General features: G+C 51.4%; 27 protein-coding genes. 8 read left to right on the forward strand and 19 right to left on the reverse strand.

Annotated elements, in window-relative coordinates:
* Window positions 1–120: 120 nt before the first annotated feature.
* Both zntB and ACH1XZ_RS06510 read right to left on the reverse strand, forming a co-directional pair.
* Window positions 121–1,104: a zinc transporter ZntB gene (gene zntB / locus ACH1XZ_RS06505; protein ID WP_395595562.1), complete on the reverse strand. Its 984-nt coding sequence runs from the start codon at window positions 1,102–1,104 to the stop codon at window positions 121–123.
* 239 nt (window positions 1,105–1,343) lie between these two features.
* Entirely contained in the window at window positions 1,344–2,510 is a 1,167-nt protein-coding gene (locus tag ACH1XZ_RS06510) for a methyl-accepting chemotaxis protein (RefSeq protein ID WP_395594864.1), read from the reverse strand.
* Window positions 2,511–2,878: 368 nt separating this feature from the next.
* Here ACH1XZ_RS06510 and ACH1XZ_RS06515 point away from each other — a divergent pair, with 368 nt between their 5' ends.
* Window positions 2,879–5,014, forward strand: coding sequence for a putative bifunctional diguanylate cyclase/phosphodiesterase (locus tag ACH1XZ_RS06515; RefSeq protein WP_459253851.1), 2,136 nt, complete (start codon window positions 2,879–2,881; stop codon window positions 5,012–5,014).
* 125 nt (window positions 5,015–5,139) lie between these two features.
* On the opposite strand, the gene ACH1XZ_RS06520 is transcribed toward ACH1XZ_RS06515, so the two are convergent.
* A complete protein-coding gene (locus tag ACH1XZ_RS06520) occupies window positions 5,140–5,598 on the reverse strand; it encodes a DMT family transporter (protein ID WP_395595563.1) in 459 nt (152 codons plus the stop codon).
* 3 nt (window positions 5,599–5,601) lie between these two features.
* Window positions 5,602–6,036, reverse strand: a complete 435-nt coding sequence (locus ACH1XZ_RS06525) for a DMT family transporter (protein ID WP_395594866.1) — start codon at window positions 6,034–6,036, stop codon at window positions 5,602–5,604.
* Between the two features lie 96 nt (window positions 6,037–6,132).
* Here ACH1XZ_RS06525 and ACH1XZ_RS06530 point away from each other — a divergent pair, with 96 nt between their 5' ends.
* Window positions 6,133–7,068: a LysR family transcriptional regulator gene (locus ACH1XZ_RS06530; protein WP_395594867.1), complete on the forward strand. Its 936-nt coding sequence runs from the start codon at window positions 6,133–6,135 to the stop codon at window positions 7,066–7,068.
* Window positions 7,069–7,118: 50 nt separating this feature from the next.
* Here ACH1XZ_RS06530 and tkt read toward each other — a convergent pair whose 3' ends face one another.
* The 5 genes from tkt to ACH1XZ_RS06555 form a co-directional block, all read right to left on the reverse strand.
* Window positions 7,119–9,110 carry a transketolase gene (gene tkt, locus ACH1XZ_RS06535; RefSeq protein WP_395594868.1) on the reverse strand — a complete coding sequence of 664 codons (1,992 nt, stop codon included), beginning with the start codon at window positions 9,108–9,110 and terminating at the stop codon, window positions 7,119–7,121.
* 135 nt (window positions 9,111–9,245) lie between these two features.
* Window positions 9,246–9,923 carry a D-allulose 6-phosphate 3-epimerase gene (alsE, locus tag ACH1XZ_RS06540; RefSeq protein WP_123650479.1) on the reverse strand — a complete coding sequence of 226 codons (678 nt, stop codon included), beginning with the start codon at window positions 9,921–9,923 and terminating at the stop codon, window positions 9,246–9,248.
* Between the two features lie 21 nt (window positions 9,924–9,944).
* On the reverse strand, window positions 9,945–11,207 hold the full coding sequence (locus ACH1XZ_RS06545) for a PTS ascorbate transporter subunit IIC (protein WP_395594869.1): 1,263 nt from the start codon (window positions 11,205–11,207) through the stop codon (window positions 9,945–9,947).
* Window positions 11,208–11,238: 31 nt separating this feature from the next.
* On the reverse strand, window positions 11,239–11,505 hold the full coding sequence (locus ACH1XZ_RS06550; protein WP_035894009.1) for a PTS sugar transporter subunit IIB: 267 nt from the start codon (window positions 11,503–11,505) through the stop codon (window positions 11,239–11,241).
* Window positions 11,506–11,515: 10 nt separating this feature from the next.
* Window positions 11,516–11,956, reverse strand: a complete 441-nt coding sequence (locus ACH1XZ_RS06555; protein WP_395594870.1) for a PTS sugar transporter subunit IIA — start codon at window positions 11,954–11,956, stop codon at window positions 11,516–11,518.
* Between the two features lie 222 nt (window positions 11,957–12,178).
* On the opposite strand from ACH1XZ_RS06555, the gene ACH1XZ_RS06560 reads away from it, so the two are divergent.
* Both ACH1XZ_RS06560 and ACH1XZ_RS06565 read left to right on the forward strand, forming a co-directional pair.
* A complete protein-coding gene (locus ACH1XZ_RS06560) occupies window positions 12,179–13,228 on the forward strand; it encodes a LacI family DNA-binding transcriptional regulator (RefSeq protein WP_395594871.1) in 1,050 nt (349 codons plus the stop codon).
* A gap of 282 nt (window positions 13,229–13,510) precedes the next feature.
* The gene (locus ACH1XZ_RS06565; RefSeq protein WP_395594872.1) at window positions 13,511–14,077 is read left to right on the forward strand and encodes a DJ-1/PfpI family protein; all 567 of its coding nucleotides are present in this window, start codon (window positions 13,511–13,513) and stop codon (window positions 14,075–14,077) included.
* 68 nt (window positions 14,078–14,145) lie between these two features.
* Here the strand turns inward: ACH1XZ_RS06565 and amyA are convergent, their stop codons facing one another.
* The 6 genes from amyA to ycgZ form a co-directional block, all read right to left on the reverse strand.
* Window positions 14,146–15,633 carry an alpha-amylase gene (amyA, locus tag ACH1XZ_RS06570; protein WP_395594873.1) on the reverse strand — a complete coding sequence of 496 codons (1,488 nt, stop codon included), beginning with the start codon at window positions 15,631–15,633 and terminating at the stop codon, window positions 14,146–14,148.
* Between the two features lie 154 nt (window positions 15,634–15,787).
* Window positions 15,788–16,321: a LuxR family transcriptional regulator gene (locus tag ACH1XZ_RS06575; RefSeq protein ID WP_395594874.1), complete on the reverse strand. Its 534-nt coding sequence runs from the start codon at window positions 16,319–16,321 to the stop codon at window positions 15,788–15,790.
* Window positions 16,322–16,354: 33 nt separating this feature from the next.
* A complete protein-coding gene (locus tag ACH1XZ_RS06580) occupies window positions 16,355–16,567 on the reverse strand; it encodes a hypothetical protein (RefSeq protein WP_395594875.1) in 213 nt (70 codons plus the stop codon).
* Between the two features lie 55 nt (window positions 16,568–16,622).
* Window positions 16,623–16,886 (reverse strand): biofilm development regulator YmgB/AriR family protein, encoded by a 264-nt coding sequence (locus ACH1XZ_RS06585; protein ID WP_395594876.1) that lies wholly within the window; start codon window positions 16,884–16,886, stop codon window positions 16,623–16,625.
* 23 nt (window positions 16,887–16,909) lie between these two features.
* A complete protein-coding gene (locus ACH1XZ_RS06590; protein WP_395594877.1) occupies window positions 16,910–17,224 on the reverse strand; it encodes a hypothetical protein in 315 nt (104 codons plus the stop codon).
* Window positions 17,225–17,267: 43 nt separating this feature from the next.
* Window positions 17,268–17,504 (reverse strand): regulatory protein YcgZ, encoded by a 237-nt coding sequence (gene ycgZ / locus ACH1XZ_RS06595; protein ID WP_395594878.1) that lies wholly within the window; start codon window positions 17,502–17,504, stop codon window positions 17,268–17,270.
* A 322-nt stretch (window positions 17,505–17,826) separates the two neighbouring features.
* Between ycgZ and ACH1XZ_RS06600 the strand changes: the two genes are divergently transcribed.
* Window positions 17,827–19,020 (forward strand): diguanylate phosphodiesterase, encoded by a 1,194-nt coding sequence (locus ACH1XZ_RS06600; RefSeq protein ID WP_395594879.1) that lies wholly within the window; start codon window positions 17,827–17,829, stop codon window positions 19,018–19,020.
* Window positions 19,021–19,190: 170 nt separating this feature from the next.
* Window positions 19,191–19,922, forward strand: coding sequence for a MerR family transcriptional regulator (locus ACH1XZ_RS06605; protein ID WP_395594880.1), 732 nt, complete (start codon window positions 19,191–19,193; stop codon window positions 19,920–19,922).
* A gap of 83 nt (window positions 19,923–20,005) precedes the next feature.
* Here the strand turns inward: ACH1XZ_RS06605 and ACH1XZ_RS06610 are convergent, their stop codons facing one another.
* Window positions 20,006–20,875, reverse strand: a complete 870-nt coding sequence (locus ACH1XZ_RS06610; RefSeq protein ID WP_395594881.1) for an aldo/keto reductase — start codon at window positions 20,873–20,875, stop codon at window positions 20,006–20,008.
* Window positions 20,876–21,026: 151 nt separating this feature from the next.
* On the reverse strand, window positions 21,027–21,974 hold the full coding sequence (locus ACH1XZ_RS06615) for a zinc-dependent alcohol dehydrogenase family protein (RefSeq protein WP_395594882.1): 948 nt from the start codon (window positions 21,972–21,974) through the stop codon (window positions 21,027–21,029).
* Window positions 21,975–22,271: 297 nt separating this feature from the next.
* On the opposite strand from ACH1XZ_RS06615, the gene ACH1XZ_RS06620 reads away from it, so the two are divergent.
* Complete coding sequence (locus ACH1XZ_RS06620; protein WP_395594883.1) at window positions 22,272–23,018, forward strand: SDR family oxidoreductase; 747 nt, start codon at window positions 22,272–22,274, stop codon at window positions 23,016–23,018.
* A 68-nt stretch (window positions 23,019–23,086) separates the two neighbouring features.
* Here the strand turns inward: ACH1XZ_RS06620 and ACH1XZ_RS06625 are convergent, their stop codons facing one another.
* The gene (locus ACH1XZ_RS06625; protein ID WP_395594884.1) at window positions 23,087–23,989 is read right to left on the reverse strand and encodes a LysR family transcriptional regulator; all 903 of its coding nucleotides are present in this window, start codon (window positions 23,987–23,989) and stop codon (window positions 23,087–23,089) included.
* A 322-nt stretch (window positions 23,990–24,311) separates the two neighbouring features.
* Here ACH1XZ_RS06625 and ACH1XZ_RS06630 point away from each other — a divergent pair, with 322 nt between their 5' ends.
* Window positions 24,312–25,679: an MFS transporter gene (locus ACH1XZ_RS06630; RefSeq protein ID WP_395594885.1), complete on the forward strand. Its 1,368-nt coding sequence runs from the start codon at window positions 24,312–24,314 to the stop codon at window positions 25,677–25,679.
* A gap of 52 nt (window positions 25,680–25,731) precedes the next feature.
* On the opposite strand, the gene ACH1XZ_RS06635 is transcribed toward ACH1XZ_RS06630, so the two are convergent.
* Entirely contained in the window at window positions 25,732–26,028 is a 297-nt protein-coding gene (locus ACH1XZ_RS06635) for a DUF406 domain-containing protein (protein ID WP_395594886.1), read from the reverse strand.
* Window positions 26,029–26,214 lie beyond the last annotated feature (186 nt).

Consider the following 26,214-nt stretch of genomic DNA (forward strand, 5'->3'; position numbering starts at 1 on the left):
ATCGCTTGACGTTGCATTCACCTGCAGGAACGATATTGCCTCGATTGGAGCGCTGGTTTATTGACCTCGCTCAAATTAAGTTGCGTTATCGTCACCTGACAGAATATAAAAGGTGATTTTTTACAACCAGTTACTGCGGTGTAACCACCACGTAACACCACCAATGAGTACGACCAGCATAATACAAAAGAGGGAGAAGCCCAGATGCGAACCGCCGCCGGGAATACCCCCCAGGTTGACGCCGAATAGTCCGGTCAGGAAAGTGCTGGGTAAGAACACCATGGCCATCAGCGACATCGTGTAGGTCCGGCGCGAAAGCGACTCTTGCATCATTTGCGCGATTTCGTCGGTCATCACCGCGGTGCGGGCGATACAGCCATCAATCTCATCCAGCCCGCGGCCAAGTCTGTCTGCAATGTCCTGCATCCGGCGACGCTGATCGTCCGTCATCCACGAGAGCCGTTCACTGGACAAGCGCGCGTACACATCCCGCTGCGGCGCCATATAACGGCGCATCACGATAAGCTGTTTGCGCAGCAGCGCCAGAAAGCCACGCGGCGGCACCTCCTGCTCAAGCAGATTGTCTTCGAGGTCGATAATTTTATCGTGTAGCTGTTCGATAAACTCGCTGGCGTGATCGGTCAGCGCATCGCAAACGTCCACCAGCCAGGAGCCGCAATCCGTTGGGCCGCTGCCCTCCTGTAGATCGCTCACCACATCATCCAGCGCCAGCACCTTTCTCTGCCGCGTCGAGACAATCATGCGTTCATCTATATAGAGACGCATCGCCACCAGTTGGTCAGGGCGTTCGTCAGTACTGCCGTTAATGCAGCGCAGCGTTATCAACGTGCCTTCACCTAACCGGCTCACGCGCGGTCGCAGGCTTTCGCCAGCAAGCGCATCGCGTACCGTTTGGGGTAGCAGCGGCGTTGTTGCCAGCCATTCGGCGCTGTCGGGATGGGTGTAATTCATATGCAGCCAGCACGGGTTCTCTTTGCTGACGGTTTCGTCGTTGGTCAGGGGTCTGACTCCGCCCTGGCCGTCGAGTAACCACGCAAATACCGCATCAGGTACGTTCAGTTCTGATCCCTTTATGGCTTCCACTTCGCCTCCGGTCACGACTATTCATCCTGATAGTCTAGCTATCTGCTTTTGTTAAGCAATAAGAGCATGTGCCATCGCGCTGAAATTGTTCATAAAAGGTAGAAGGTAGTGGTGATTGGGTTCGTACTGCCTTGCAGTTGTAGGCCGGATAAGCGAAGCGCCATCCGGCAATGTGCTACAGACTGCCGGATGGCGCTTCGCTTATCCGGCCTACAGGGAACGCTTCAGGGATTGAGGCGTTAAAACGACTGCCAAAAATCCTTATCATGGCTCCCGGCCACCGCGGGCTGCAACGCCCCCACCGCCGGTGCATCCACCGCCCGTGGTTCCCCACCAATACGGAAGTTCTGCGTCCGCGACTGCAACTCAATCACCTGATGCTTCAGAACATCAGACGATCGCGCCAGCTCCTCAACCACCATCCCATTACTCTGGGTCACGCTCTCCAGCTCCGTCAGCGCCTGAGTGATCTGGTCAATCCCCTTCTCCTGCTCATTGGTTGAGACGGCAATCTGCTCCATCAGGCTGTTGAGCTCGCCAGACCCGGCGACAATATCCTGCATATTCTTCTCGGCTTCGGCGACAATATTCGCCCCTTGCGTCACGTTATCGCTGGTGACGCTAATCAAGGTCTTAATACTTTTCGCCGCCTCGGCGCTGCGATGCGCCAGATTACGCACTTCGCCCGCCACCACCGAGAATCCTTTACCATGATCGCCGGCACGGGCAGCCTCTACCGCTGCGTTCAGTGCCAGAATATTGGTCTGGAATGCAATGCCATCGATCATGGCGATGATTTCCGTCATCTGGCGAGCGCAGTCGGTGATCGACTGCATATTGTTCGCCACTTCGCCCATCAGCGCACCGCCTTTGCGGGCGCACTGGGTGGCATCTCCCGCTCGCTCGCTGGCCAGTCGGGTATGCTCGGCGTTATTTTTAGTACTTGCCGCAATCTCTTCCATGCTGGCAGCCGTTTGCTGAAGCGTTGCCGATTGCTCTTCGGTTTTGACCGCCAGTTCCGCACTGCGGTTAGCCAACTGTTCAGATAGCGACATCGCGGAATCAGACGAAGTGCGAATCTCTGCCACCAGCGTTGATATATTATTCGATAAGCTATTGATACCCGGAATTAAGCGCCCCGCGCAGTTATTGCCGAATATAGGAATACGAACCGACAAATTTCCATCATTAACCTCATCGATGCTGCGTTTGACCGCGTTAATCGGGGTGACGAGATATTTCGTCATATAAATCCAGAGCAACCCTAGTGCCGCCACCCATACGATATTGACGGCCAAATGCAAGAATATATTCTTTGATAATATTAAACAGATCACATCTGCAATAATAAAAACCGCCAGAATAAATACCAGGATAAAAGTTCGGACGCTAATGTTTTTAAACATAATCTATTCCCCAACTCCTGCTGTGTCATTTTGTTATATCACCAGAAGTTGCATTTTTCAGACTATTTCTATGTTTTTAAGTAGTTTAATTGTTAGCAACGCCAGTTTTGCTTTTTGCAGTTTTTTCAACCAACCAAAGTTAAACTAGCAAAGTCAAAAATCACACCGACAGTTAAGCCGCCATAAAATAAGAACAATATAAAAAAGCAAGGCTTAACATTTACTGGCATTTCATTATTCGTTAGCCATGCTTAATAATATCCAATGGCGAAAAAAGAGCGTCTGATAAGTGTTTTTTCATTGTGTAAAATTAGGAATTTACTGATAGATTAATTAAATCACGTTTATGAAAAGGTATGGATTGCATGATGCTGCACGCTTCGTGGGACCCGATACTAGTCGGTATTTCATTTCTGGTGGCCTTCATTGCGTCTTTCGTTGCGCTTGATAGTGCTGCAAAAATAGCGGCTTCTAATAAAAAGGCGGCCATCTTCTGGCGTATTACCGGCGGCGCAACGCTGGGCATTGGTATTTGGTCAATGCACTTTATCGGCATGCTGGCAATGAAAATGCCGATGCCGATGAGCTATCACCTTGAGCTCACGGTTATTTCCCTGTTAGCCGCGATTATTGCCTCTTCATTGGCTATTAATATTGCGGTTGCAGGCAATACGTTATCACTAAAACGCCTCTGTATTGCTACTGCCCTGCTCAGTTCCGGGGTCGTGACCATGCACTATGTCGGCATGGCGGCGCTGATGGCCCACGACGAAATCACCTGGAGCATTCCGCTGATTATCGCCTCGGTGATCATTGCTATCGTGGCATCGTGCGTAGCCCTTTGGCTGGCTTTCAGTCTGCGCCTTAACAGTAAAGGCGTGCTGCTGTCCCGCGTCGGCGCGGCGCTCGCCATGGGTATTGCCATCGCCGCTATGCACTACACCGGCATGAGCGCCGCCACCTTCACCGGCGATGGTCATATGATGATGAACCACGACGCCATGGTCAGCGAAGAGGGGCTTTCTATCTGGGTATCGGTCACTACGCTGCTTCTGCTGGGACTGATGCTGATGATTTCCATGGTGGATTCGCAGGTGCGCACTACGCGCCTGACGGAGAATTTACAGCGCCTAAATCAACAGCTGGAGCAACAGGCGCGCTTCGACGGGCTGACGGGGCTTGCGAACCGCAGCCAGATTGATATGCGGCTGCTGGCCTGCCTGCATCAATCGCGCCTGGCCGGCAGCACTTTCGCGCTGGTGCTGATGGATCTCGACCGTTTTAAGTTAATTAACGATGCCTGGGGCCACCATGTTGGCGATAACCTACTGGTGTCCGTTGCAAACCGCATGAGCGCCTGCATTAATCCAAAAATGACGCTCGCGCGTATCGGTGGGGATGAGTTTATTCTACTGGCTCCAGACTGTAATGAAGCGGAAATTGCCGATATTTGCACCCGTATGGTGGAGAGTATTCGTCGTCCGTTTTATCACTCCGGGCAAATCCTGCAAATCTCTTTAAGCGTAGGGATAAGCCTTTATCCCGGCCACGGCGAAACGCCTCAGGAACTGAAGCTGTCCGCAGACACGGCGATGTATCATGTGAAGCACAGCGGTCGCAATGGTTGGGTCTTCTATCATGAATCGATGCTCGACAGCACCTGGCAAGGAGCGCATTTCCTGCAGGATCTGACCCAGGCGCTGGATCGCGGTCAATTTGAACTGTGGTATCAGCCCAAATATCACGTCAAAGAACAGCGCATTTACGGCTTTGAAGCTCTTCTGCGCTGGCGGCATCCGAAAAAAGGCATCCTGCTGCCCGAGGTTTTCCTGCCTACGCTACAGAACACGGGGCTTATTGTCCCGGTCGGTAACTGGATTGTGGACCAGGCCTGTCAACAGTTGCACCAATGGAGTCTGTCAGGGCATGACGATTGGACGGTTTCGCTGAATATCTCTCCGGTGCAGTTTGAACAGCAGAACTTTTATGAACGCGTCTGCGATGCGCTGGTACGCCATCACGTTTCCCCGACTCGCCTGACCATTGAGCTTGCGGAAACCACCGCGCTTCACGGCTTTGACCGCAGCGTGCAGATATTTAACGATTTCTGTCGCATCGGGATCACCATTTCCATCGATAACTTTGGCGTGGGCTACTCCAACATGCTGGCGCTGCAGGATCTCCCGGCGGGGGAACTTAAAATCGATAAAAGCTTTATGAAGGATATGCGCGAAAACAGCAAACACGTCCGAATTGTCTCCACTATCATCAACATCGCCCACTCGATGAATATGGATGTCGTGGCCGAAGGTATAGAGACCCAGGAACAACAGCGGATCCTCAGCGGACTTGGCTGCGATGCCCTCCAGGGCTTCTGGTTCTCCGACCCAGTACCTGCGGAAGACATTGAAGTCATGCTGAATAACCTGCCGCTGACCGGCGACCCGAACGCCCCTGCCACGCTACGTCGGGATATTTCGTCAGGTAAAAAGCGGCAGGCCTGAAGCCTGCCGAGCGACACGTGTCGTTGGATGCGATTAAGATGATGGACAATCGTTATCCGGCAGCTATGCAGGCTCGTGTCGAACAATCACCAGCACAACGGCCTGTTACTTTACAGGCCGTTTTTTCAGGTAGTTACCGGCGTCACCTTGCTGCTTGAATAGATAAAATAGAGCGCAATGCCTAAGCAAATCACCGCGCCCAGACGGGTATAGGTGAAGTGAATAGACGAGTTGCCCAGCCAGCCAAAGTGGTCAATCAGCATACTCATGGCCAGTTGGCCGAAAATAACCGCCACCGTGGCGATGCCGGTACCAATTCGCTGTACCGCCACGACCATAATCACAATGTACGGAACGCCGAGCATCGCCCCCATCAGCTGCCATTTTGGCACGTCCAGTAACGTCACCGCCTGCACCGGCTCGAAATAGAAAATCAGCAGTGCCGTTACCAGCGCCCCCACCGAGAAGGTCAGGAATGCGCTTTTCAGAACGCCCACCTGGCTGCCCAGCCGACCGTTAATTGCCGCCTGAACGCTCAGCGTCGCGCCGCCCAATACCGCCAATAGCATCATAATAACTATCATCATTTACCCTCTTGCCACCAGCAGCAGCGCCGCCAGAATAAACCCCAACGCGTACAGACGCTGGACGTTGATTTTACGATGCGGCGTGCCAAACAGGCCGTAATGATCAATCAACAGGCTTTTAAAAACCTGCCCCGCCAGCACACCTATCATGGTCATTGCCACGCCAATAATCGGCGCCGCCACCGTGAGGATCACCACGTATATCGGCCCGAGCACCCCACCCAATAACGTCCAGCCCGGCTGGGTAAAAAATGAGGGCCCCGAACGCGGACTGAAAAACAGCATCAGTAAAAACGTCAGCGCCGCCCCGACGCCGAAAATGCTGAACGTCGCCCATAAATCACCCACTTCCCCGCCGAGCGGCCCCAGAATACCGGCCTCAATCGACAGCCCCATACCGCCGGCTATCACCAACGCAATCAATAACAGTTGCATCAATACCCTCCCATCGTTAAGGCGGGTGAAGATAGTCGATTTTGATTGCCTTAAAAATGGTATAAGTAGAGAAACACTTTTTCAGGATTTGCATTAATGTTCGATCTCAGCGCGGTAAATATCCGCACCCTGATGTTCTTTATTGCGGTGTACGATGCGCAAAGTTTTTCCGTTGTCGCCCGCAAAGAAGGGGTCTCGGCATCGATGATTTCGCGCACCATGCAGCAGTTTGAAGAGGCTATCGGTCAGCAGTTGTTTTATCGCAATACGCGTTCGGTTATCCCAACAGAAGCCGCGCGGCAGCTGATTGACCATGTCCGTGCCATTGCCGATGAACTTGAGCAAGCAAAAGAGACGTTGCAGAGCCGTGCCGCCTCACCGTCTGGCACGGTGCGCATCAATGCACCGGTCTTTTTTGGCCAACGGCACATCGCTCCCGCCCTTGTCGGGCTCATCGAACGCTACCCCGCATTGCAGGTTGAGCTGACGCTGACCGATGATTTTGTCGACCCGCATCGGGAGGCTACCGACGTTATTTTTCGCATCGGCGCTTTGACCGACTCGGCGTTTCACGCCCGGGTGTTTGGCAATCAGCATTACCATCTGGCCGCCTCGCCCGCCTATCTTCGTCAGCACGGCGCACCGCAATCGCCGGCCGATATCCATCAACACGCGTGTTTGGTTTATAAAGGTTCGTCAGGCCCTAACCGCTGGTTGTTGAAGCAAGGTGAAGCACCATGGGTCCACTACCCGCTGTCGCCGAGGCTGGTTTCCAATAACGCCGACGCGCTGCTGTCTGCCGCACTTGGGGGAATGGGGCTGGTGCTGTTTCCTGACTGGCTTATCGGTGACTGTCTGAAAAACGGCACGCTGATTAAGCTATTAGCAGATGTTGATGCGGCGATTCATACCGATACGCAGCAAATTGCGGCACTCTATCCAAACGCCCGCCACCCGCCGCTGAACGTGCGTGCGGTGATTGATTACTATGTAGAAAAATTTGGCTCTCCGCCGTACTGGCAGGTGAAATAGATAACCCGGCGTTGCTGCGCGCGGCCGGGTTGATGTGCGGTAAAAACGAATTACAACAGCGCTCTCGCCTTCTCCAGCACGTTTTCTACGGTGAAGCCGAACGCGTTGAACAGCAGATCCGCTGGCGCAGACTCACCGAAGGTGGTCATGCCAACGATAGCACCGTTCAGGCCCACGTATTTGAACCAGTAGTCGGCGATGCCCGCTTCGATTGCCACGCGCGCAGATACCGCTTTCGGCAGTACGGATTCACGGTAAGCCGCGTCCTGTTTGTCGAAGGCGTCAGTAGACGGCATGGATACCACGCGCGCCTTCACGCCTTCAGCGGTCAGTTTTTCGTAAGCGGCAACGGCCAGCTCAACTTCGGAACCGGTCGCAATCAGGATGATCTGCGGCTGGCCATCGCTGTCTTTCAGCACGTAACCACCACGCGCCACGTTCGCCAGCTGCACTTCGGTACGGTCCTGTTGCGCCAGGTTCTGACGGGAGAGGATCAGCGCGGTTGGGCCGTCGTGACGCTCTACGCCGTATTTCCACGCTATCGCAGATTCAACCTGGTCACATGGGCGCCAGGTGCTCATGTTCGGGGTCACGCGCAGGGAGGCAATCTGCTCTACCGGCTGGTGAGTTGGGCCATCTTCGCCCAGACCGATAGAGTCGTGGGTGTAGACCATCACCTGGCGTTTCTTCATCAGCGCCGCCATACGCACCGCGTTACGGGCATATTCAACGAACATCAGGAAGGTCGAGGTGTACGGCAGGAAGCCACCGTGCAGCGAAATACCGTTGGCAATTGCGGTCATACCAAATTCGCGCACGCCGTAATGGATATAGTTACCCGCGATGTCTTCGTTAATCGCCTTAGAGCCGGACCAGATGGTCAGGTTAGACGGTGCCAGGTCAGCGGAGCCGCCAAGGAATTCAGGAAGCCATGGACCGAAGGCTTCAATCGCGTTCTGAGACGCTTTACGGCTGGCGATTTTCGCCGGGTTAGCCTGCAGCTTAGCGATGAATTCGTTCGCCTTCGCGTCGAAGTCAGACGGCATGTCACCTTTCATACGGCGGGTGAACTCTGCGGCTTCCTGCGGGAAAGCTTTCGCATAAGCGGCGAACTTGTCGTTCCAGGCGGCTTCTTTGACCTGGCCTGCAGCTTTCGCATTCCACTGTGCATAGATGTCAGCCGGGATTTCAAACGGACCGTATTTCCAGCCCAGTTTTTCGCGGGTCAGCGCCACTTCGGCTTCACCCAGCGGTGCGCCGTGAGAGTCGTGAGTACCCGCTTTGTTTGGTGAACCGAAACCGATAACGGTTTTGCACATCAGCAGGGATGGCTTGTCGGTGACTTTACGCGCTTCTTCTACGGCACGTTTAATCGCTTCTGGATCGTGGCCGTCGATGTCACGGATCACGTGCCAGTGGTAGGCTTCGAAACGTTTAGCGGTGTCATCGGTGAACCAGCCTTCAACGTGGCCGTCGATGGAGATGCCGTTGTCATCGTAGAACGCAATCAGTTTGCCCAGCTTCAGGGTACCTGCCAGGGAGCACACTTCGTGAGAAATGCCTTCCATCATGCAGCCGTCGCCCATGAACGCATAGGTGAAGTGGTCAACGATGTCGTGACCCGGACGGTTGAACTGCGCCGCCAGCGTTTTTTCTGCGATAGCCATACCGACAGCGTTCGCAATACCCTGACCCAGTGGGCCAGTCGTGGTTTCAACACCTGCGGTGTAACCCACTTCCGGGTGGCCTGGGGTTTTGGAGTGCAGCTGACGGAAGTTTTTCAGTTCTTCGATAGGCAGGTCGTAGCCGGTGAGGTGCAGCAGGCTATAAATCAGCATGGAGCCGTGACCATTGGACAGCACAAAGCGGTCACGGTCAGCCCAGGACGGGTTCTGTGGGTTATGGTTCAGAAAATCACGCCACAGGACTTCGGCAATGTCAGCCATACCCATAGGGGCACCCGGGTGACCGGAATTCGATTTTTGTACACCATCAACAGAAAGCATGCGCAAAGCATTCGCAAGCGTGCGACGAGTCATCATGAGGGGAACTCCAGAGAGAAAGAGGTTACAGCGCCCTCAACCGTAATGATCAGGCGGGAGCGCAAAGAGACGGGACCGGTTAAATAGACTCTTTGCGCATCGCTAATGCTCAATACGGCTGAGCGCGCTGCAATTTTAGGCAGCGACTTCGCGCTGGTAGATATCGATCATTTTATCCCAGGCATCGCTGACGTTTTCCGCCAGCGAGAACAGGCCTGAAGTACCGACGATGAACACATCGACCCCGGACTGGGAAATGACGTTGAAAGTTTTTTCGTTGCAGGAGCCGTCAATCTCGGTCAGGTAGTGGTACCCATTCGCTTCACGCATCGCAATCAGCTGTTTGATTTTGTTGAGCGATTCCGGGATAAACTTCTGCCCCGCGTAGCCTGGGTCAACCGACATTACCGTCACTTTATCCAGCAGATGCGCGTACTCTTTGATAGCATCCGCCGGAGTTGCCGGGTTCAGCACCACGCCGCAGCGACGACCAGCATCTTTAATCTGGTTCAGCAGACGGAAGATTTTGTTATTCGCCGTCTCCGGGTGGAAGCTAATGATGTCGGCACCGGCATCAATACACATCGGAATAATGTCTTCCGGATGGTTAACCATCAGGTGCACGTCAATCGGCACATCGGTTATCTTTTTCAGGTTTTCGATAAAGAACGGTGACAGCGTGATGTTCTTCACATAGCTACCGTCCATAATATCGACGTGGTAGAAGTCTGCCCGGCCGTTCATGGCCGTGATTTGTTCTCTGAACTGCGTTAAATCCATGCACATTAACGAAGGCGAAAATTTAGCCGCCATACCTCACCTCACTAGAATCAATTAGTTAAAGAGCGCCACTACATGCCCAAGAATGATGCCTACCACGCCGAAGTCCGCATCGCCAAAGGTGGTGGACGCAAAGCCCAAATCCCCCATCAGCGGCAGCAAAATGGCCGGTAAGAACGAAATCAGCAGACCCTGTGCGAAAGCACCAATAATCGCCCCGCGTCGACCGCCGCAGATGTTGCCGTAAACCCCCGCCGTTGCGCCGCAGAAGAAGTGCGGGACCAGGCCTGGAACGATGACGCTTAAACCAAACAGTGGGCACAGGAACATACTCACCAGGCCTGCGGCAAAGCTCGACAGGAAGCCGACAATGACGGCGTTTGGCGCGAATGGGAAGACCGTTGGGCAGTCCAGTGCCGGTTTGGCGTCTTTCACCAGTTTGTCTGCGATACCTTTAAAGGCAGGGACGATTTCGGCAATAATCATGCGTACGCCCGCCAGGATAATCCACACGCCGGCAGCAAAGGTCAGCGACTGAATGATGGCGAAGATAATGAAGTTCTGACCGCCGCTAACGCTGGTTTCCACGAATTCTTTACCGGCTACCAACACCAGGATTACGAACAGGATCATCATCGTCAGCGAGATAGCGACCGACGAGTCACGCAGGAAGTTCAGCGACTTCGGTACCTTCAGCTCTTCAATCGACGGGCTGCCCTTACCGACCACTTTCCCCACCCACGCCGACAGCAGATAGCCGGTTGAGCCAAAGTGGCCCAGCGCCAGGTCATCGGTGCCGGTGATTTTCCGGGTGAATGGCTGCAGGATGGCCGGAGAGACTACCATCATGATGCCGAGGATCACCGCGCCAACCAGCACTACCCAGAACGGCGACAAACCGCCGACGGAGAGAATAACGGCCAGCATTGCCGACATGTAAAGCGTGTGGTGCCCGGTCAGGAAGATGTACTTCAGCGGCGTAATACGGGCGAGAACGATGTTAAACAGCATCCCCAGCACCATAATCATCGCCGTCGCAGTACCGTAGTTTTTCTGCGCCAGCGCCGCCATGGCGTCAGTGTTTGGCACCACGCCCTGAATATGGAACGAATGCTCAAACAGCTGGCTAAACGTGGTCAAGGTCGTGGCGATAATCGCCGCGCCGGATGTTAATATCACAAAACCCATAATTGTTTTGAGGGTTCCGGAAATAACATCGGAAAATGCTTTCTTCTGCAATAATAAGCCAATCAGGGAAAACAGACCGACCAGAATTGCTGGCGTACCCAACACATCATGAATAATAAACTGCAGCATAGAATAGCTCCGTAGGGCCGCAAATAATTAATCAGATATTCTCAGAGAGAATTTCTTTAATTTTATTGTTGTCCAGCAGATTAGACAGACCAAAGACCTTCGCGGAATGACTGGACAGATGTTCAGCGATATCTTTCGCGCTAAGGATAATGTCGGCAGTTTCGCTTTTCGCCGACGTAAGGTCTGTATGGGAAACCTCTGCGTCTTTATTCAACTCTTTGAGGATTTTTTTAACGTTCATTTCAACAATGAAGCTGCTGCCTAAACCATTACCGCAAACAATCAGAACCTTTTTCATCTTTACCTCATTATCCGTTGATAACGCTTTGAATTGCTTCCATTGATGATGCTTTCAGCAGTGCTGAGAGACGTTCATCATCACTAAAAATCTCTGCCAGTGCCGTAATCATGTTGATGTGTTCTTCGCCTGAAAGTGCGCACAACATAATCACAACATAGATAGGGTCATTCTCATCAGCGTCAAAAGAGACACCTTGTTTAATATGTAAAAGTGACAAACCATTTTTAATCGCCCCCTGCTCCGGGCGTGCATGTGGCATTGCCAGGCCGGGTGCTAAAACATAATAAGGGCCGAGTTCCTGATGGCTGTTAAAAATCGCGTTAATATAATCTTCAGTAATCGCACCTTTCACCAATAAAGGTTGTGCCGACAGCGTAATGGCCTGCTTCCAGTCACTGACTGAATCCACAATCTGGATATTTTCTACAGGTAGCCAGGTCGTAATCATAAATACCCCGAGAGCGTTGAAAGTGGGCCTACTATAGTGGAATGCCTTTACGGCTTACCGTGATCCATATCGCAAAGTTAGCGCTAACATGATAGCAATGTTAAAATTCTTGTTAACGCTAACTTTATTACCCATACTTATCATTACTTTGCAGTTGGGCAATGCGCAAAACGCTAAACATCTATTACAATGGGTGCCCAGACAAGCTGAAGGAGGACATCAGTGCAGACGCTACAAACGGATGACGGTGCGAGAGAAAAACGCAGAAAAAACACCGGTAAGATTACGCTTGCCGAAGTGGCAAAACTGGTCGGTGTTAGCACGATGACCGTGTCGCGTGCGTTACGAATGCCTGAAAAAGTAAACCCAGAGCTGCGCTCCCGCATTGAAGCCGCGGTGAGCGAATTAGGCTATGTACCAAACCTACAGGCTCGTAATCTCGCCTCTGCCGATTCCAGCCTGGTCATGGGCGTTGTACCCACCTTCTCTTCCCCCGGTTTTCTTGCCGTCTCCGAAACGCTGCAGACCGTATTGTCTACGCAAGGCTTCAGCATGATGTTTATTGAGTCCGGACAGGGGGGCCAGAGCGAAGAAAAAGCGTTTGCGCAGATGCTCGCCTATAACCCGGCGGCGATTGTCCAGTTCAATATTGATAACATCAGTAGTTGTTCGCAGATGCTTATCAACACCGGCGTACCTGTGGTCGAAATTGGCGCGATTAACCGCGATGCCAGTTGGGTCAGCATTGGCGTTGACTACGCCGCAGCCATTAAAAAGCTGGTGACTTCGCTTGCGAAAAGTGGCTATAAAAACATCGGCCTGCTCTGTACCGCGTCCAATAACATCATGTTCCGCCAGGTGCTGAGCGGCTGGAACAGCGCCATGCTCTCAATTAACCACTCCCCGCATCGCGTGGTGACGTCGCATCTGCCGCCTGGCATTACGACCGGTTTAAACCTGTTGGGGGATATTCGTATCACCTGGCCTGAACTGGATGCGCTGATTTGTACTTCTGATGAAATTGCCTGTGGCTGCATTATGGCCTGCCACGGTGCCGGGGTAAAAGTCCCCGATACGCTGGCCGTGGCGAGCCTGAGCGGCGGTATGCTCGCCGCCGTCTGCTCGCCTGCGCTCACTGCCGTGGAGTTTCCGTGGAGTGAAACCGGGACGTTGGCGGGGCAAACGCTCCTCGATTTACTGGCGGGCAACCCACCAGAAAAAACCATTGAGCTGCCTTCAACGTTACAGTTACGAGCCAGTACGAAGCGGTAAATCGACCGCTAGCGATCCGCATCCTCAAGATAGGCCAGCATATAAGATTGATATTCGCTGGCCTGAACTCTCTCCTCTACGCCATTCCGTTCGCCAGGTATAGCATCGCCGCTACCTACGCAAGTGAAGGCGCCTGAGTGAAAATGGGGCTGCTCTTGTCCGCATCCTCACCCCCACTTCCCCACTCATCACCCTATCCGTGACGCAGCACGCGGTTTACGGGTCGCAAAGCCACCTCAGACAGGCTATATCTTAAACATCTTTACTCAATGAGGAGAGGTTATGGCAGGCAAAAGAATACTGATGCTGGTGGGTGATTACGCGGAAGATTATGAAACCATGGTACCTTTTCAGGCACTGCAGATGATTGGTCATCAGGTGGACGCGGTTTGTCCGGATAAGCCTAAAGGCGACTACATCATGACGGCCATTCATGATTTTGACGACGCCCAGACCTACAGCGAGAAACCCGGCCACCGTTTTGTGCTCAACGCCGATTTTGCCAGCGTGAATGAGGCAGATTATGACGCGCTGCTGATCCCCGGCGGACGCGCGCCGGAATATTTGCGCTTGTATGAGTCGGTTATCACGCTGGTACAGGATTTTGATGCGGCGAACAAGCCCATTGCCGCCGTGTGCCACGGCCCGCAGCTGCTGGCAGCCGCTGGGGTTTTGAAGGGGCGAACCTGTAGCGCCTACCCGGCCTGTGCGCCTGAAGTACGACTTAGCGGTGGAGAATTCGCGCAAATCGGTATTGATGAGGCGTATGTCGATGGCAACCTGGTGACGGCACCGGCATGGCCTGCGCATCCGCAGTGGCTGGCGAAATTTGCCGAGCTATTACGTTAACCTGCGCTCGCCTTTTCGGAGAGTTTGTTAGGGCGAGTGGCCGGCATTCTGCCGACCACTCGCGAGATTTACAGCACATCCTCCATCACCCACACGCTGACGCTACCACCCTTGCAGGTAAAGATACCGGTGCCTGCCTCATCGGTCGTCACCGTCTCTGCACGGTTATTAAGGAAATCTCTCCAGTTTTTATTACCGTAGTTTTCACCCAGCGCAATCGTTTTTTCCCCATCATCGCCGTTGGACATCACCACGACACAGCCCGGCGCATCTCGAGTGCCGCTGCGGCTAAACGCAATGCAGTTGGGATGATCGAAAAATAGCGTCTGGACGCCATGGGCAAAACGCTGACGCGCGTCAATCAGCTCATGTAACTGGTAAATGACCGGCATATCGATAGAGTAAGAGTTGCCATCCTGGCCGGTATCTTCATAAGTGGCCCCAAACAGGTCGGGATAAAACACCGACGGCACCCCATTCTCGCGTAACAGTATTAAGGCGTAGGCCAGCGGCTTAAACCAGGATTCAACCGGAGCCTCCAGCGCCTGAAGAGGTTGAGTGTCGTGATTGGCCACCAGCGTTACGGCATGGAAAGGGTCCGCTTCAACAAGAGTGCCGGTGAAAATCTGGCTCAGATCGTAGTCTCTCCCTTGACGGGAGGCCTCGTGGAAGTGCATTTGCAGCGGCGCATCAAACAAAAGTGTCTGACCATCGACCTGGTTAATATAGTGCTGCAGCTTACCGACCTCGTGAGACCAGTATTCCGCCACAATAAACAGCGGTTTTGGCGCAACTTCCTGTACATGCCCAATCCACTCTTTATAGAACCAGGCCGGAATGTGTTTTACCGCATCAAGACGAAAACCGTCACACTGCGTTTGTTCCAACATCCAACGGGCCCAGTACTTGAGTTCTTCGGTCACCGCGTGATTGCGAAAATCCGTGTTAGCGCCCATCAGATAATCAAAGTTACCCATTTCGTCATCAACCTGATCGTTCCAGCCTTCGCCGCTATAATCATTAACGATTTTAAAAACGCCGTTTTCATCTGGATTTTCGATGTGGTCAATACCGTTAAAGCATTTATGATCCCAGATGAATTGAGAATATTGCCCGGCACGCACGGGATAGGTGTACTTAGACCAGGCTTCGCATTCAATCACCTCGTCATCTATCTGCGTGCGGTCTTGCTCATTAACCCGCTGAACCTGGATTCGTTCTTTCTCATCCGCACCCATTTTGTGGTTCAGCACCACATCCATCAATACCGCAATATCGTGCTTTTTCAATGCGGAAACGGCGGAGAGTAGCTGCGCTTTATCGCCATATTTGGTGGGCACAGAACCTTTTTGGTCAAACTCACCAAGGTCAAATAAATCGTAGCTGTCATACCCTACCGAGTATCCCCCGGACGCCCCCTTGTATGCCGGAGGCAGCCAAATCATATTGATACCTATCTCATTAAGGTGCGGGGCGAGACTTTCAGCCTCTCGCCACAGCTCACCGCCATCAGGGTAATACCAATGAAAGCATTGCAATAACGTGGGGTTGACCATTATCCTTTACTCCCAAAAAACGTTAATGTATTAATGCATAACGGCAATAATTTATTGAGTATAACGAAACAATCACATTTCACACGATATCAATATTAGATGACATCGCGAAAAATGTGATTAATTGGCAGTATAGTTAGAGTCAACCGTTTTACTATGCTGAAACTACCCACGTTTTGAACACATCGCTTTTCAACGTTCTAAAGAAGTTAACCAGATTGGTGCAGCCTAATTTAGCGATTAATTTTTGGCGATTCTGATAGACGGTCTTGTAATGAATTTTATTTAATAACGCAATTTCCTGCACACTTTTACCGGAACTGAATTGATCCAGATAGACCTTATCTTTGGCAGTTAGCACTATTTTCTCAGGTCTTTTCCTGATTTTTTCTACATCCGAAGCAATTTCTTTAATGGAACGTTGCATGGTAGAAAGATCGCAGCGTGCGTGAAGCCTAAACATTTTGAAATCACTGAGAAAATAATACATATCCCCCTGCGTCAACAACACCAGACGATGGGTGGATAAATCATAATTTTGCGCCTTAACATCATAATAATTTTCGATGGTAAAAAAGACAAAACGTTTACGTGCTGGCGCTGAGAACGACTTTTCAAGCAAGATCTCAAGCCCATGCTGTAGGTAAATATCACTGACCCAGATATCTGCTGTTTTCACTCGCTTCATTTTAGGCTCCGGATACTTATTGGAATATATTGTTCATTTGATGGCGATATCATGCTGCGTCACTTTTATTAAAATTTGTTGATAGAGATCGAAAAGTATGGCATTTCGCTCTTTAGCCATTTTTTTAATAATGACAGCCTTGATAACGTCAATGTCAGAGGAACCAAAATCAGTCATTGCGCTTCTTTCCACATTTCTGAAAAGCTCGCAGCTGAAAATGTACTTATCAGGAATAGCATTTTTCATTTGTGCTACCTGCTCTGTTGATAAAACGACGCTCCGCTACTTTGCTAACAGGAGGTTAAAAGTCATCAGACGTGTGGCTCACAACAATTTCTAACGTCTTGCGAATAATATCCGCCTGAACGACCCCTTCAGCGCAATCGAGCGCTTTAATGAGACAAATAATCAGGTTCTTATTGGTCAATGGCATACCCACAGCCAGCATCTCCTGAGCCACATCGCCTAAGAGTTTGGCTTCCTCAGCCATCGCCTCACCGGAGTGAGAGAAAAAGTTTTCGAGCGTTTTGTCAGACAGCGCGACGGTAAAAGGTTGAGTCTGCATGATTCTTTTTCCTGAGAGGTAAGTTAATGTAATTTGTGTGAATTGTGCACAATATCGGCACGTCTCTTTTCGTCACCGGGTTCCGATTTTCGGACTTCGCTATCGTTTTCCCGCGTCACCTTAACGGCGTCTGAGGTGACTTTTTTTACCCTAATTGAAAGTTCGGCGATCAGCTCCTGCAAGGCCTCCTGCCGTACGGGGTCCGGCACCATAGTTTGAATATTCCGTAACTGCATGAGCAGCGTGCGTTCTGATATCGGGCTTTTCTGGATAAGAAGCGCCAGTATGGCCTGCCCGATAAGCTCGTTACGCATCTGCGTTTTGATTAGCGTCTTCATAGCATAAGTGTCTTACTTTTATTTCCGGTCTTTCAGAAATGGCTCAGTCAAACAGCATGCCAATCAAACGGTTGCAGTGCGCTTCCTCTTCGGTATTTTGTGCTTTATCGAGCCGTGAGAGCAGTTTTGTGCAAATGGCTTTACGATTCAGGCTGCGCCCATCATGTAAAATTTCAGCCACTATCTCACCGAGAATAAGGTGCTGTGTCGGTAACTCTGCCTTAGCAAAGTAGCGTGTAATCGCAGCGGCCGAATCTGCGCCTGGAAGTGATCTCTGCATTTTCTCTCCGGTTATTGACAGGGGGTAATGCTTTGGTTAAATAAACTTAGCAAACTTATACAAAAAATGTGTACAAAATTATTACGCAACAATTAACAAAAAGTGCTTTTTGTTTTTAATCAATGACATAAATACAAAACTCCATACTCAACCTACGGACAATACTGTACATAAAATGAAGAGGGTTAAAAAAACCTGTACAACCAAGGATAAAAACCACCCACAAAAGTTAATTGCTTGTAAAAAAAATGTTTGTGAATTAAGCGTTTGCAGCAATTATCTGTTAGCCTGTCCCTACCCCCACCTTGTCACTGGACAACCTATGCTCACCACACTTATTTACCGCAGTCGTTTATGCGATTCCGTACCTTTCAGGGACGTCGAAACGATGATAGCTGCGGCTAACCTCAGGAATGAGCATGAAAACGTTACCGGCATTCTGCTGTTTAATGGCCTTCACTTCTTCCAGCTCTTAGAGGGGCCAGAGAGAACCGTCAAAACGATTTACCAACAGATCTGCCAGGACGTGCGACATTACAATGTCGTAGAGCTGATGTGCGACTATGCTCCGGCCCGCCGCTTTGGCAAAGCCGGTATGGAGCTATTTGATTTACGTAAACACGGTCAGGATGATGTGTTACAGGCGGTACTGGACAAGGGGACAAGCCGGTATCAGTTGACCTATAGCGATCGCGCGCTACAGTTTGTCAGAACGTTCGTGCTGACGGACGGAAAAGACAACGTGTATGAAATCCCCCCCGCCGACAGCTGGCAATTTATCGCCGAAGACCAGGCCGAAAATGGCGCCCCCTCTAAGGCATCAGAAGCGATAGGCTTTCAGCCGCTGATCGACCCGCTGTCCAGAGAAATTGTATCGCTAGAGGCGCGAACACGCGGCCCTGCTCCAGCTTCTACAGCCCCTGTTCCGCCTGGGGACGACATGTATCAAGCTGACCTGATGGCCAAGAAGTTCGCGTTTTCCACAGGAGCCCAACTTCTGACGGGTTCCGGTGTGCTATCCGTCAGCCTGATGCCCATGACGCTGGTAAATGTGCCTGGTGCCGTTGATTTCCTGCTCACTGAAATTGCCGCGAATGGCCTGGTTCCGGAACAGATTGAGGTACAGTTCACTGAAAACGAAGTCATCTCACGCTTTGATGAATTTGCGGATGCCGTCAAAGGGCTTAAAGCCTCAGGAATAAGCGTAGCTATCGATCACTTCGGCGCAGGTTTCGCAGGCTTACAGCTGCTGGCCCGTTTTCAGCCCGATCGCATAAAAATAAGTCAGGACCTGATTACAGAAGTGCACAAAAGCGGCCCACGTCAGGCCATTATCCATGCCATTATCAAATGCTGCTCTTCCCTCGAAATCCGGCTCTCCGCTGATGGCATCATGCTGGCAGAAGAGTGGATGTGGCTTGAATCCGCAGGCATCGAGCACTTTCAGGGCCCGCTTTTCTCAACGCCCGAATGCAATAGAATACCGAGCATTGCCTGGCCAGAAAAAAAGGTATAATGCCACGATTTAACGACGTAACGTTCGTTTAGGAATAGATTCCGAAAGATGCCCTGAGAGTTTGACCTCTCTCAGGGTATTGAGTAAATATTTAACTCAGTACTGTATCTTAAAGAGACTTAATGGGCGCTTAACACCGCCTTCATCTGGACAGTGCTTTTAGGGGAAATATGTCAAGTTATAGCATTGGTGAGGTTGCCGAGAGATGCGGGATAAACCCGGTCACTCTGCGGGCGTGGCAAAGACGTTATGGTCTTCTTAAGCCTCAGCGCACTGAGGGTGGGCACCGTCTTTTTGATGAAGAAGACATTCAGCGCATCGAAGAAATTAAAGCGCTGATAAAAGGCGGCACATCGGTCGGGAAAATTAAAGCGCTGCTGGAAGCGGAAAAGCCCGTTCCCGCTGACAACTGCAACGCATTGCAAGAAAACCTGATGACCGTACTCAGATTAGCCTCCCCGGCCAAGCTACGGGCAAAGCTGGTGACGCTGACGCGCGAGCATACGGCGCCTGAACTGATTGATAATATTATTAACCCTGTCCGACTGCGTCTTACGTTAGATAATCAAACGGGCAAAATGCTATCAGGCATGTTTGACGGCATTCTGACTGAACTGGTGGCGGCTTCACTGAATGATTCTCGTCGTAAGTCAGGTAAGGAAGCGCTTATCATGGCATGGGACATCGAAGACCGAACCGGTCTCTGGCTCGAGGCATGGCGACTGTCTCAGGAAGGATGGCACCTCACCGTCATACCAGAATTTGTCTCATCGCCCCGCCCTGAACTGTTTCCGGGGCAAACGTTATATGTCTGGACCGGAAAAACAGCATCCATCAGACAAACTGAACTTCTTCAGTACTGGTCAGAACAGGGATATACGGTCAAACTGCACCAGGCGTGATGAGTCCCCCTTGGTGCAGTTAAGCGTGTCGTCATAGGCAGGTCCATCCGGCCTATTGTTTATCACATCAACGATCATACCGCTCAATCGTGGATTTTAACGCCAAGACAGCCGCGGACAAACTCAGGATTAAAATGCTTCACCGCTTCACCCACATAGCCTAAATCCAGCGCGCTGATTTGCGCCATATCGCTCTCGGTCAGCGCAAAATCCCAGATGGCAAAATTCTCTTCAATGCGTTTCTGCTTCGTCGATTTAGGAATAACCGTGACGCCACGCTGCACGTTCCAGCGCAGCATAACCTGAGCGATGGTTTTATGATGAGCATCTGCAATACCCTGCAGCATTTTATCTTCATGCGGCTGATGTCTACCTCCGCCTAAAGGTGCCCAGGCTTCTGGCTGGATGTGGTAATACTTCATGGTCTCAAGCGCTTCAGGCTGCGCGAAGTAAGGATGCAGCTCAACCTGATTCACCATCGGCTTAATTCGGACGGTTTCGCAGAAGTTCGCCACCACGTGCGCATAGAAATTGGATACGCCGATGGCTTTGAGTTTACCGGCATCATAAGCGTCTTCAAGGGCGCGCCACGCGCTGAAATAGTCACGCATCGCCTGATGCAGCAAGTAGAGATCAAAATACTCTAGCCCTGATTTTTTCAGCGACGCCTCAATACCCGCCTTAGCCGTCTCGTAACTGGCCATGTCCTGAACCCACAGCTTGGAAGTAATAAACAACTCTTCACGGGTACACAGCCCTTGCGCGATAGCTTCACGAACGGCATCACCCACGGCGTCTTCGTTACCGTAGACGGCGGCAGTATCAATGAGGCGATAGCCCGTGCGAATCGCGCTTAACACCGACTGCTTACACTCTTCTTTATCGGTGACTTTAAACACGCCAAAACCCATCATTGGCATTTTGAGGTTGTTACTTAAAACTGAATATTCCACGGTAAGGCTCCAGGCTGGTTAAAACATGATTTTAGGACAGAAATATCGTGACGATTAGCCAGCAATACCTGATTTGACTTATGCAATGAATTCATTAATCCAAATGTGCCATCAGCTTCATCATCCCTGAGTTCCCCCAGATACGACGCCATCATTCCCCCAGTTGCAATAGCGGCCTGCAAGCGCTCCCTGGTTGGCGGTAACACGATACCGCCTCCTGCCACGACGCTAACGGGTAAAGCTTACAATCGTTAAGCTCACTTTCCCGCAGTAAATCCCATATTTCGTTAAACGCCTGCTGCCAACCGTTATCGGTGAAACCATTCAGATAATGGCGGACATGAAACCATTTTGTGATGGGGTGCGAATCGCGTATTTGATAAGGCTTACCAGAAAGCAAGCCATAGGAAACAAAGATGCCCTCTGGTTTCATTCCATCAAGTATCAACGCGGCCAACGCCCCACCTACCGCGTCATAAACCAGATCGCAGCGAGCGGTAATAGTGGAAAGGTAAGCCGTGTCCTCCTGCTGAACCGGAATAATGCCGCAACGCGTCAGTTTTTCCTGATGACTGGCCGAGCGATAAACACCATAGACCGATGACGCGCCCAACCGCTGGGCCCACTGCCCTAATAAAAGCGCACAGTCAGAGCCCGCGGCGGTGATCATCACAGTTTTGCCTGCAGGATTATCGTGGCGAAGCATTAGCCTGGCGGCGAGTGGATTAATATAGGCTCTTGCTGCCAGAACATTATCGATGTCATGAGGGACTGGAATGGCAAACGCTGGAGGGCAATCAACGTATTGTTGCCAGGTGCCCTCTGCGCGTAGTGGTAGAACCCGTTGCCCTATCAGTGCAGCATATTGCGAGGGAGCGTCAATAACGCGTCCAACGCCTTCGTATCCTGCAACAGCAGGTACTGAAACGCGATGGCGATAAGCCCCTGTTATCGGGATTAAATCGGATGCGTTGACCGGAGCCAGCAACATTTTAACCCGGAGATGATGCTCAGCGCGTTTCGCTTTCAGGCCGGTTTCCGGTTGAAGGACTTCTTCAGGTTTCCCAAATTGCCGGTACACCATTGCCGTATTAATCATCGTATTTCACAAGCCATGAAAAAAACGTACCTTACACCATCGTTCTCGCGGGCAACAAGGCAGACCTTACGCTCAACGGGTTCGCTTGCCTTTGCACATTCTATTGCTACTTCTGAATACATCCCGACCATTATTAATTAGCCTTACTTATTTATGTTAGAAATTTACGAGTATTATCGAATGAATATCCCCCTGCTAGGATGAGTACTGTTTCAGGCATTCCCCCGCGGAAGGTCGAATGCTAAGCCGACGATTACCTATGCCGGTGACACTTCATCCACTTATCAGGAGCGTAAAATGACAGATAATATTCAGGGCAAAGTGATTGTCATCACCGGAGCATCAAGCGGTATGGGCGAAGCCGCTGCCCGCCACCTCGCTGACAAAGGCGCAAAAATTGTGATGGCCGCCCGTCGAGCCGATCGCATCGAAGCCATTGCCAATGAATTAAAGCAGCAGGGTAAAGAAGCGCTCGCCATCGCCACCGACGTCACAAAGCTTGCTGATGTGGAAGCACTTATCCAGAAAACCATCAGCGCGTTTGGCCGGGTTGATGTCCTTATCAACAACGCAGGCTTGATGCCGCTTTCTCGTCTTGAGCAGGGAAACGTTGATGAATGGAACCAGATGATTGATGTGAATCTGCGCGGCGTGCTGCACGGCATTGCTGCGGTACTGCCTCACATGAAGGCGCAAAAATCGGGCCATATTATCAATACCGCCTCCGTTGCCGCCCATCTGGTTTTCCAGAGCTCAGCGGTTTATTCCGCAACGAAATTTGCCGTCAGGGCACTGACTGAAGGCCTACGTATGGAGACAGCGGCGGACAACATTCGCGCGACGTTGATCTCCCCCGGTGCTGTAAAAACCGAACTGCTGGAACATATTTCAGATAAAGACGTCCAGGCAGCAAACCGCGAGTATGTCGAAAACGTGGGCGTACCGCCGGAAACTTATGCCCGCATGGTGGCGTTTGCCATTAACGAACCGGAGGATGTTGGGGTCAGCGAAATCATTTTCCGCCCGACGGCGCAGGAACTGTAATCCTTAGCGGCCAGCATGCTGGCCGCCTCCTGGCTAAGGCTAGTCCTCGTTTCTCAGCGAAAAAGCAGTCAGCGCGGCTGGCGGCTCTTGTTTTTCAGCGCCTCCAGTACCAGCAAAAACGCAGGTGAATGGTGGCGTCTGTCCGGGTAGTACAAGTGATAGCCTGGCATCAGCGGGCTGTGTGCCTCCAGCACCCGTATCAGCGCCCCTTCCCGGATGTCATTTTCCACCACATCTTCTGGGATGCAGCAAAGCCCGCTCCCCGCCCGTACCGCATTCAACATCAGTTCCAGGCTGTTGACGATCAGTTGCCCTTCCACTTTCACATTCAAGGTGTCGCCGTGATGGTTGAACTCCCAGGCGTACAGACCTCCGTAAGTTGGAAGACGTAAATTAATGCAGTTATGGCGGGGCAACTCCTGGAGAGATTGTGGTTCAGGATAACGTGAAAAATAATCCGGCGACCCGACTATCGCCATACGAATATCCGGGCTTATTCGGGTCGCAATCATATCTCTGGCAACCTGCTCCCCCAGCCTGACCCCGGCATCAAAGCGTTCCGCCACGATATCTTCCAGAGAGTCATTAACTGAGATTTCAATGTGGATGTCCGGGTTTTCTCTTAGCAGTTGCCGCAAACCTGGTTCAATCACCGAGATGGCGGCATGGGCTGACGCCGCGATTCTGACCGTCCCGGCTGGCTTTTGTCGCATCCCTTTTAACGCATTGACAGCATGAGTAATTTCATCGAGCTTAGGCGCTAGGCTGTTCAGTAAAAACTCACCGGCTTCCGTCGGCGACACGCTGCGGGTCGTACGCGTCAACAGGCGCACTTCCAGCCGGGCTTCCAGATTTCGTATTGTCTGGCTCAATGCCGATTGCGATATCCCTATTTTCGCCGCCGCCCGAGTGAAGCTCCGTTCGCTGGCAACCAGCGCAAATGCGGCCAGTTCATTAAAATTTTCCGTCATTAAGAAGCCCTGCTAATAACCTTAATACAATAATCACTCCGTTCTTATTAATATGGAAGCATTAAAATCGCTTCACGGAAAGGCATTATCGAAGGGCGTATCTCGAAGGCGCTGTTTACCCACTGACTACTTTTCACTCAAAAGAACCAGATTGAGATTCTCACGAAATAAATATGGATTATTGATTATTAATAATCTCTAAAATTATCGATACCCTTCGCGGTGAGTTTTGCTGCCAGACCAGATATTCAGGAACATCCGGCAGCCGTTTTAACCCTGCCAGCGGCTAACGCAGGCAGCACCGCAACGAATCGGGAAATCTATGTCCAGCCAAATGACGACGCGCAAGCGTCTGTTTACCTTTGCCTCCTGTCTGGGGATCGTGCTTGTTCAGCTTGATGTCAGTATTGTCAACGTCGGGCTGCATTCGCTTAAAGTGGCGTATGATGCCACCGTGTCCGATCTGGAATGGGTCATTAATGCCTACGCCCTAGTCTTCGCCGCGCTGATGCTGAGTTCAGGAAGCCTCGTCGACCGCTTTGGTTCTAAAAAAACGTTCATTACCGGGGTCGTCATCTTCATTATCGCCTCGGTATGCTGCGCCCTCTCCCCAACTATCTACTGGCTTGATCTGATGCGCGGAATACAGGGCATTGGTGCGGCGTTACTGCTGCCGAGTTCATTAACCTTACTGCGTCAATATTTTTCCGATACGCGTGAGCGATCGGCAGCCATTGCGATGTGGGCTGCCGCGGGCTCTCTGGCGCTGGTGGCAGGACCCGTTGTTGGCGGAGTATTAATTAAGTACTGCGGCTGGAAAAGCATTTTTCTGATTAACTTCCCACTTGGGCTTATCAGCATCGTTCTGATTCAGTCTCTGGCACCGGCCAGCCCTCTCGCGCCTGCGCGCATTAACGTGCTGAGCCAATCACTCATCGCCGCCAGTCTGGCCCTGCTGACATTTACGCTCACCGAGGCGGGGCAATACGGCTGGAGTAGCCCAATAATTGTCACCACGCTGGTGCTGGGGCTACTGCTGTTGGTATCCAATAGACGAATCGATAAACGTTCACTGAACCCGGTTATCGCCCGCGATGTGCTCTCTAACCAATATATCCCGAGCGCGGTTGTCGTCGGTTTTTTATGCAATCTTGTTTTCTACGGCGCCGTATTTATCTTCAGTATTTTCTTCCAGAATCAGCTTCATCTGTCCGCACTGGAGACCGGGATTGCCTTTATGCCGATGATGGCCATCACCGCATTGGTAAATTTTTCCTCGAAATGGTTCTCTTCCAGGTATTCCATCAAGAGTCTGTCTCTGCTGGGCAGCGGTATCAGCCTGCTCGGGTTCATTATCGTGCTGTTCGTCTCTCCAGAATGGACCGCTTACCAACTCTTTATTCCCATGGTACTGCTTGGTAGCGGAACTTCCTTTGCCATGCCGATAATGACCAACCTGGTACTTTCACAGGCCTCTCATCAATCTGCCGGTTCAGCGTCCGCCTTTTTTAACTGTGCCAGACAAATGGGTGGAGTCAGCGGCGTGGCCGTATTTGGGTTAATACTGAATGCGGAGTCGGACATGACGCAGGGTCTGAGAATGGTGGCCTTTGCCGCCGCCGCGATTACGGCTATCTGGATTATCGTGGGCTATTGGAAACTGCCACATAAAAAGTTAGGCGAATGGTAAATTCACGCGTTCCAGCCAGCATCTGCAAGACGCGCTGGCTGGAACGTGACGATTAGAATGCGGAACGTAATGATAATTCGAAAATAATCATCTCAGCCTGGCAAGAGAACGTCACTGAAGCGTTCAGCTTCACGTCGTTATCGGCATTAACAATCTGATAATCAACGACAGCGTCTTCATCCGAGGACGCTGCGGCGGCCAGTTTCTTAATCTTAGCCACGGCGAGTTCGGCTTCATTTTCCGTCGGGAAAAACCGCTCGATCACAGCCGTACAATTATCATTCTCAATGATGGTACCAATATCGATGGCACACCCTTTGGTACTGCATTTATCTACTACGTCTTTCATGATGATAACCTCATATGTTTATTCTCAAGATAAGACTCTGCCGATGGAAAGTCCAACCATTAATAGGGTTATAGATTACCATTTTTGCGATTAAACACTGGATGTAGGCCGATGGGGCGGCATTACTACCGCCTTTTACTGAAGGAGTGATGCTTTTAACCGTTGACGAAAATGGACGATATAGCG

It is taken from the genome of Kluyvera chengduensis, assembly GCF_044197065.1.
Classification (GTDB): Bacteria; Pseudomonadota; Gammaproteobacteria; order Enterobacterales; family Enterobacteriaceae; genus Kluyvera; species Kluyvera ascorbata_C.

Coding starts and splice junctions, on each gene's coding strand:
- ACH1XZ_RS06510 (WP_395594864.1), bottom strand. CDS start 2,510: ATGTTTAAAAACATTAGCGTCCGAACTTTTATCCTGGTATTTATTCTG.
- ACH1XZ_RS06515 (WP_459253851.1), top strand. CDS start 2,879: ATGCTGCACGCTTCGTGGGACCCGATACTAGTCGGTATTTCATTTCTG.
- ACH1XZ_RS06520 (WP_395595563.1), bottom strand. CDS start 5,598: ATGATAGTTATTATGATGCTATTGGCGGTATTGGGCGGCGCGACGCTG.
- ACH1XZ_RS06525 (WP_395594866.1), bottom strand. CDS start 6,036: ATGCAACTGTTATTGATTGCGTTGGTGATAGCCGGCGGTATGGGGCTG.
- ACH1XZ_RS06530 (WP_395594867.1), top strand. CDS start 6,133: ATGTTCGATCTCAGCGCGGTAAATATCCGCACCCTGATGTTCTTTATT.
- tkt (WP_395594868.1), bottom strand. CDS start 9,110: ATGATGACTCGTCGCACGCTTGCGAATGCTTTGCGCATGCTTTCTGTT.
- alsE (WP_123650479.1), bottom strand. CDS start 9,923: ATGGCGGCTAAATTTTCGCCTTCGTTAATGTGCATGGATTTAACGCAG.
- ACH1XZ_RS06545 (WP_395594869.1), bottom strand. CDS start 11,207: ATGCTGCAGTTTATTATTCATGATGTGTTGGGTACGCCAGCAATTCTG.
- ACH1XZ_RS06550 (WP_035894009.1), bottom strand. CDS start 11,505: ATGAAAAAGGTTCTGATTGTTTGCGGTAATGGTTTAGGCAGCAGCTTC.
- ACH1XZ_RS06555 (WP_395594870.1), bottom strand. CDS start 11,956: ATGATTACGACCTGGCTACCTGTAGAAAATATCCAGATTGTGGATTCA.
- ACH1XZ_RS06565 (WP_395594872.1), top strand. CDS start 13,511: ATGGCAGGCAAAAGAATACTGATGCTGGTGGGTGATTACGCGGAAGAT.
- amyA (WP_395594873.1), bottom strand. CDS start 15,633: ATGGTCAACCCCACGTTATTGCAATGCTTTCATTGGTATTACCCTGAT.
- ACH1XZ_RS06575 (WP_395594874.1), bottom strand. CDS start 16,321: ATGAAGCGAGTGAAAACAGCAGATATCTGGGTCAGTGATATTTACCTA.
- ACH1XZ_RS06580 (WP_395594875.1), bottom strand. CDS start 16,567: ATGAAAAATGCTATTCCTGATAAGTACATTTTCAGCTGCGAGCTTTTC.
- ACH1XZ_RS06585 (WP_395594876.1), bottom strand. CDS start 16,886: ATGCAGACTCAACCTTTTACCGTCGCGCTGTCTGACAAAACGCTCGAA.
- ACH1XZ_RS06590 (WP_395594877.1), bottom strand. CDS start 17,224: ATGAAGACGCTAATCAAAACGCAGATGCGTAACGAGCTTATCGGGCAG.
- ycgZ (WP_395594878.1), bottom strand. CDS start 17,504: ATGCAGAGATCACTTCCAGGCGCAGATTCGGCCGCTGCGATTACACGC.
- ACH1XZ_RS06600 (WP_395594879.1), top strand. CDS start 17,827: ATGCTCACCACACTTATTTACCGCAGTCGTTTATGCGATTCCGTACCT.
- ACH1XZ_RS06605 (WP_395594880.1), top strand. CDS start 19,191: ATGTCAAGTTATAGCATTGGTGAGGTTGCCGAGAGATGCGGGATAAAC.
- ACH1XZ_RS06615 (WP_395594882.1), bottom strand. CDS start 21,974: ATGATTAATACGGCAATGGTGTACCGGCAATTTGGGAAACCTGAAGAA.
- ACH1XZ_RS06620 (WP_395594883.1), top strand. CDS start 22,272: ATGACAGATAATATTCAGGGCAAAGTGATTGTCATCACCGGAGCATCA.
- ACH1XZ_RS06625 (WP_395594884.1), bottom strand. CDS start 23,989: ATGACGGAAAATTTTAATGAACTGGCCGCATTTGCGCTGGTTGCCAGC.
- ACH1XZ_RS06630 (WP_395594885.1), top strand. CDS start 24,312: ATGTCCAGCCAAATGACGACGCGCAAGCGTCTGTTTACCTTTGCCTCC.
- ACH1XZ_RS06635 (WP_395594886.1), bottom strand. CDS start 26,028: ATGAAAGACGTAGTAGATAAATGCAGTACCAAAGGGTGTGCCATCGAT.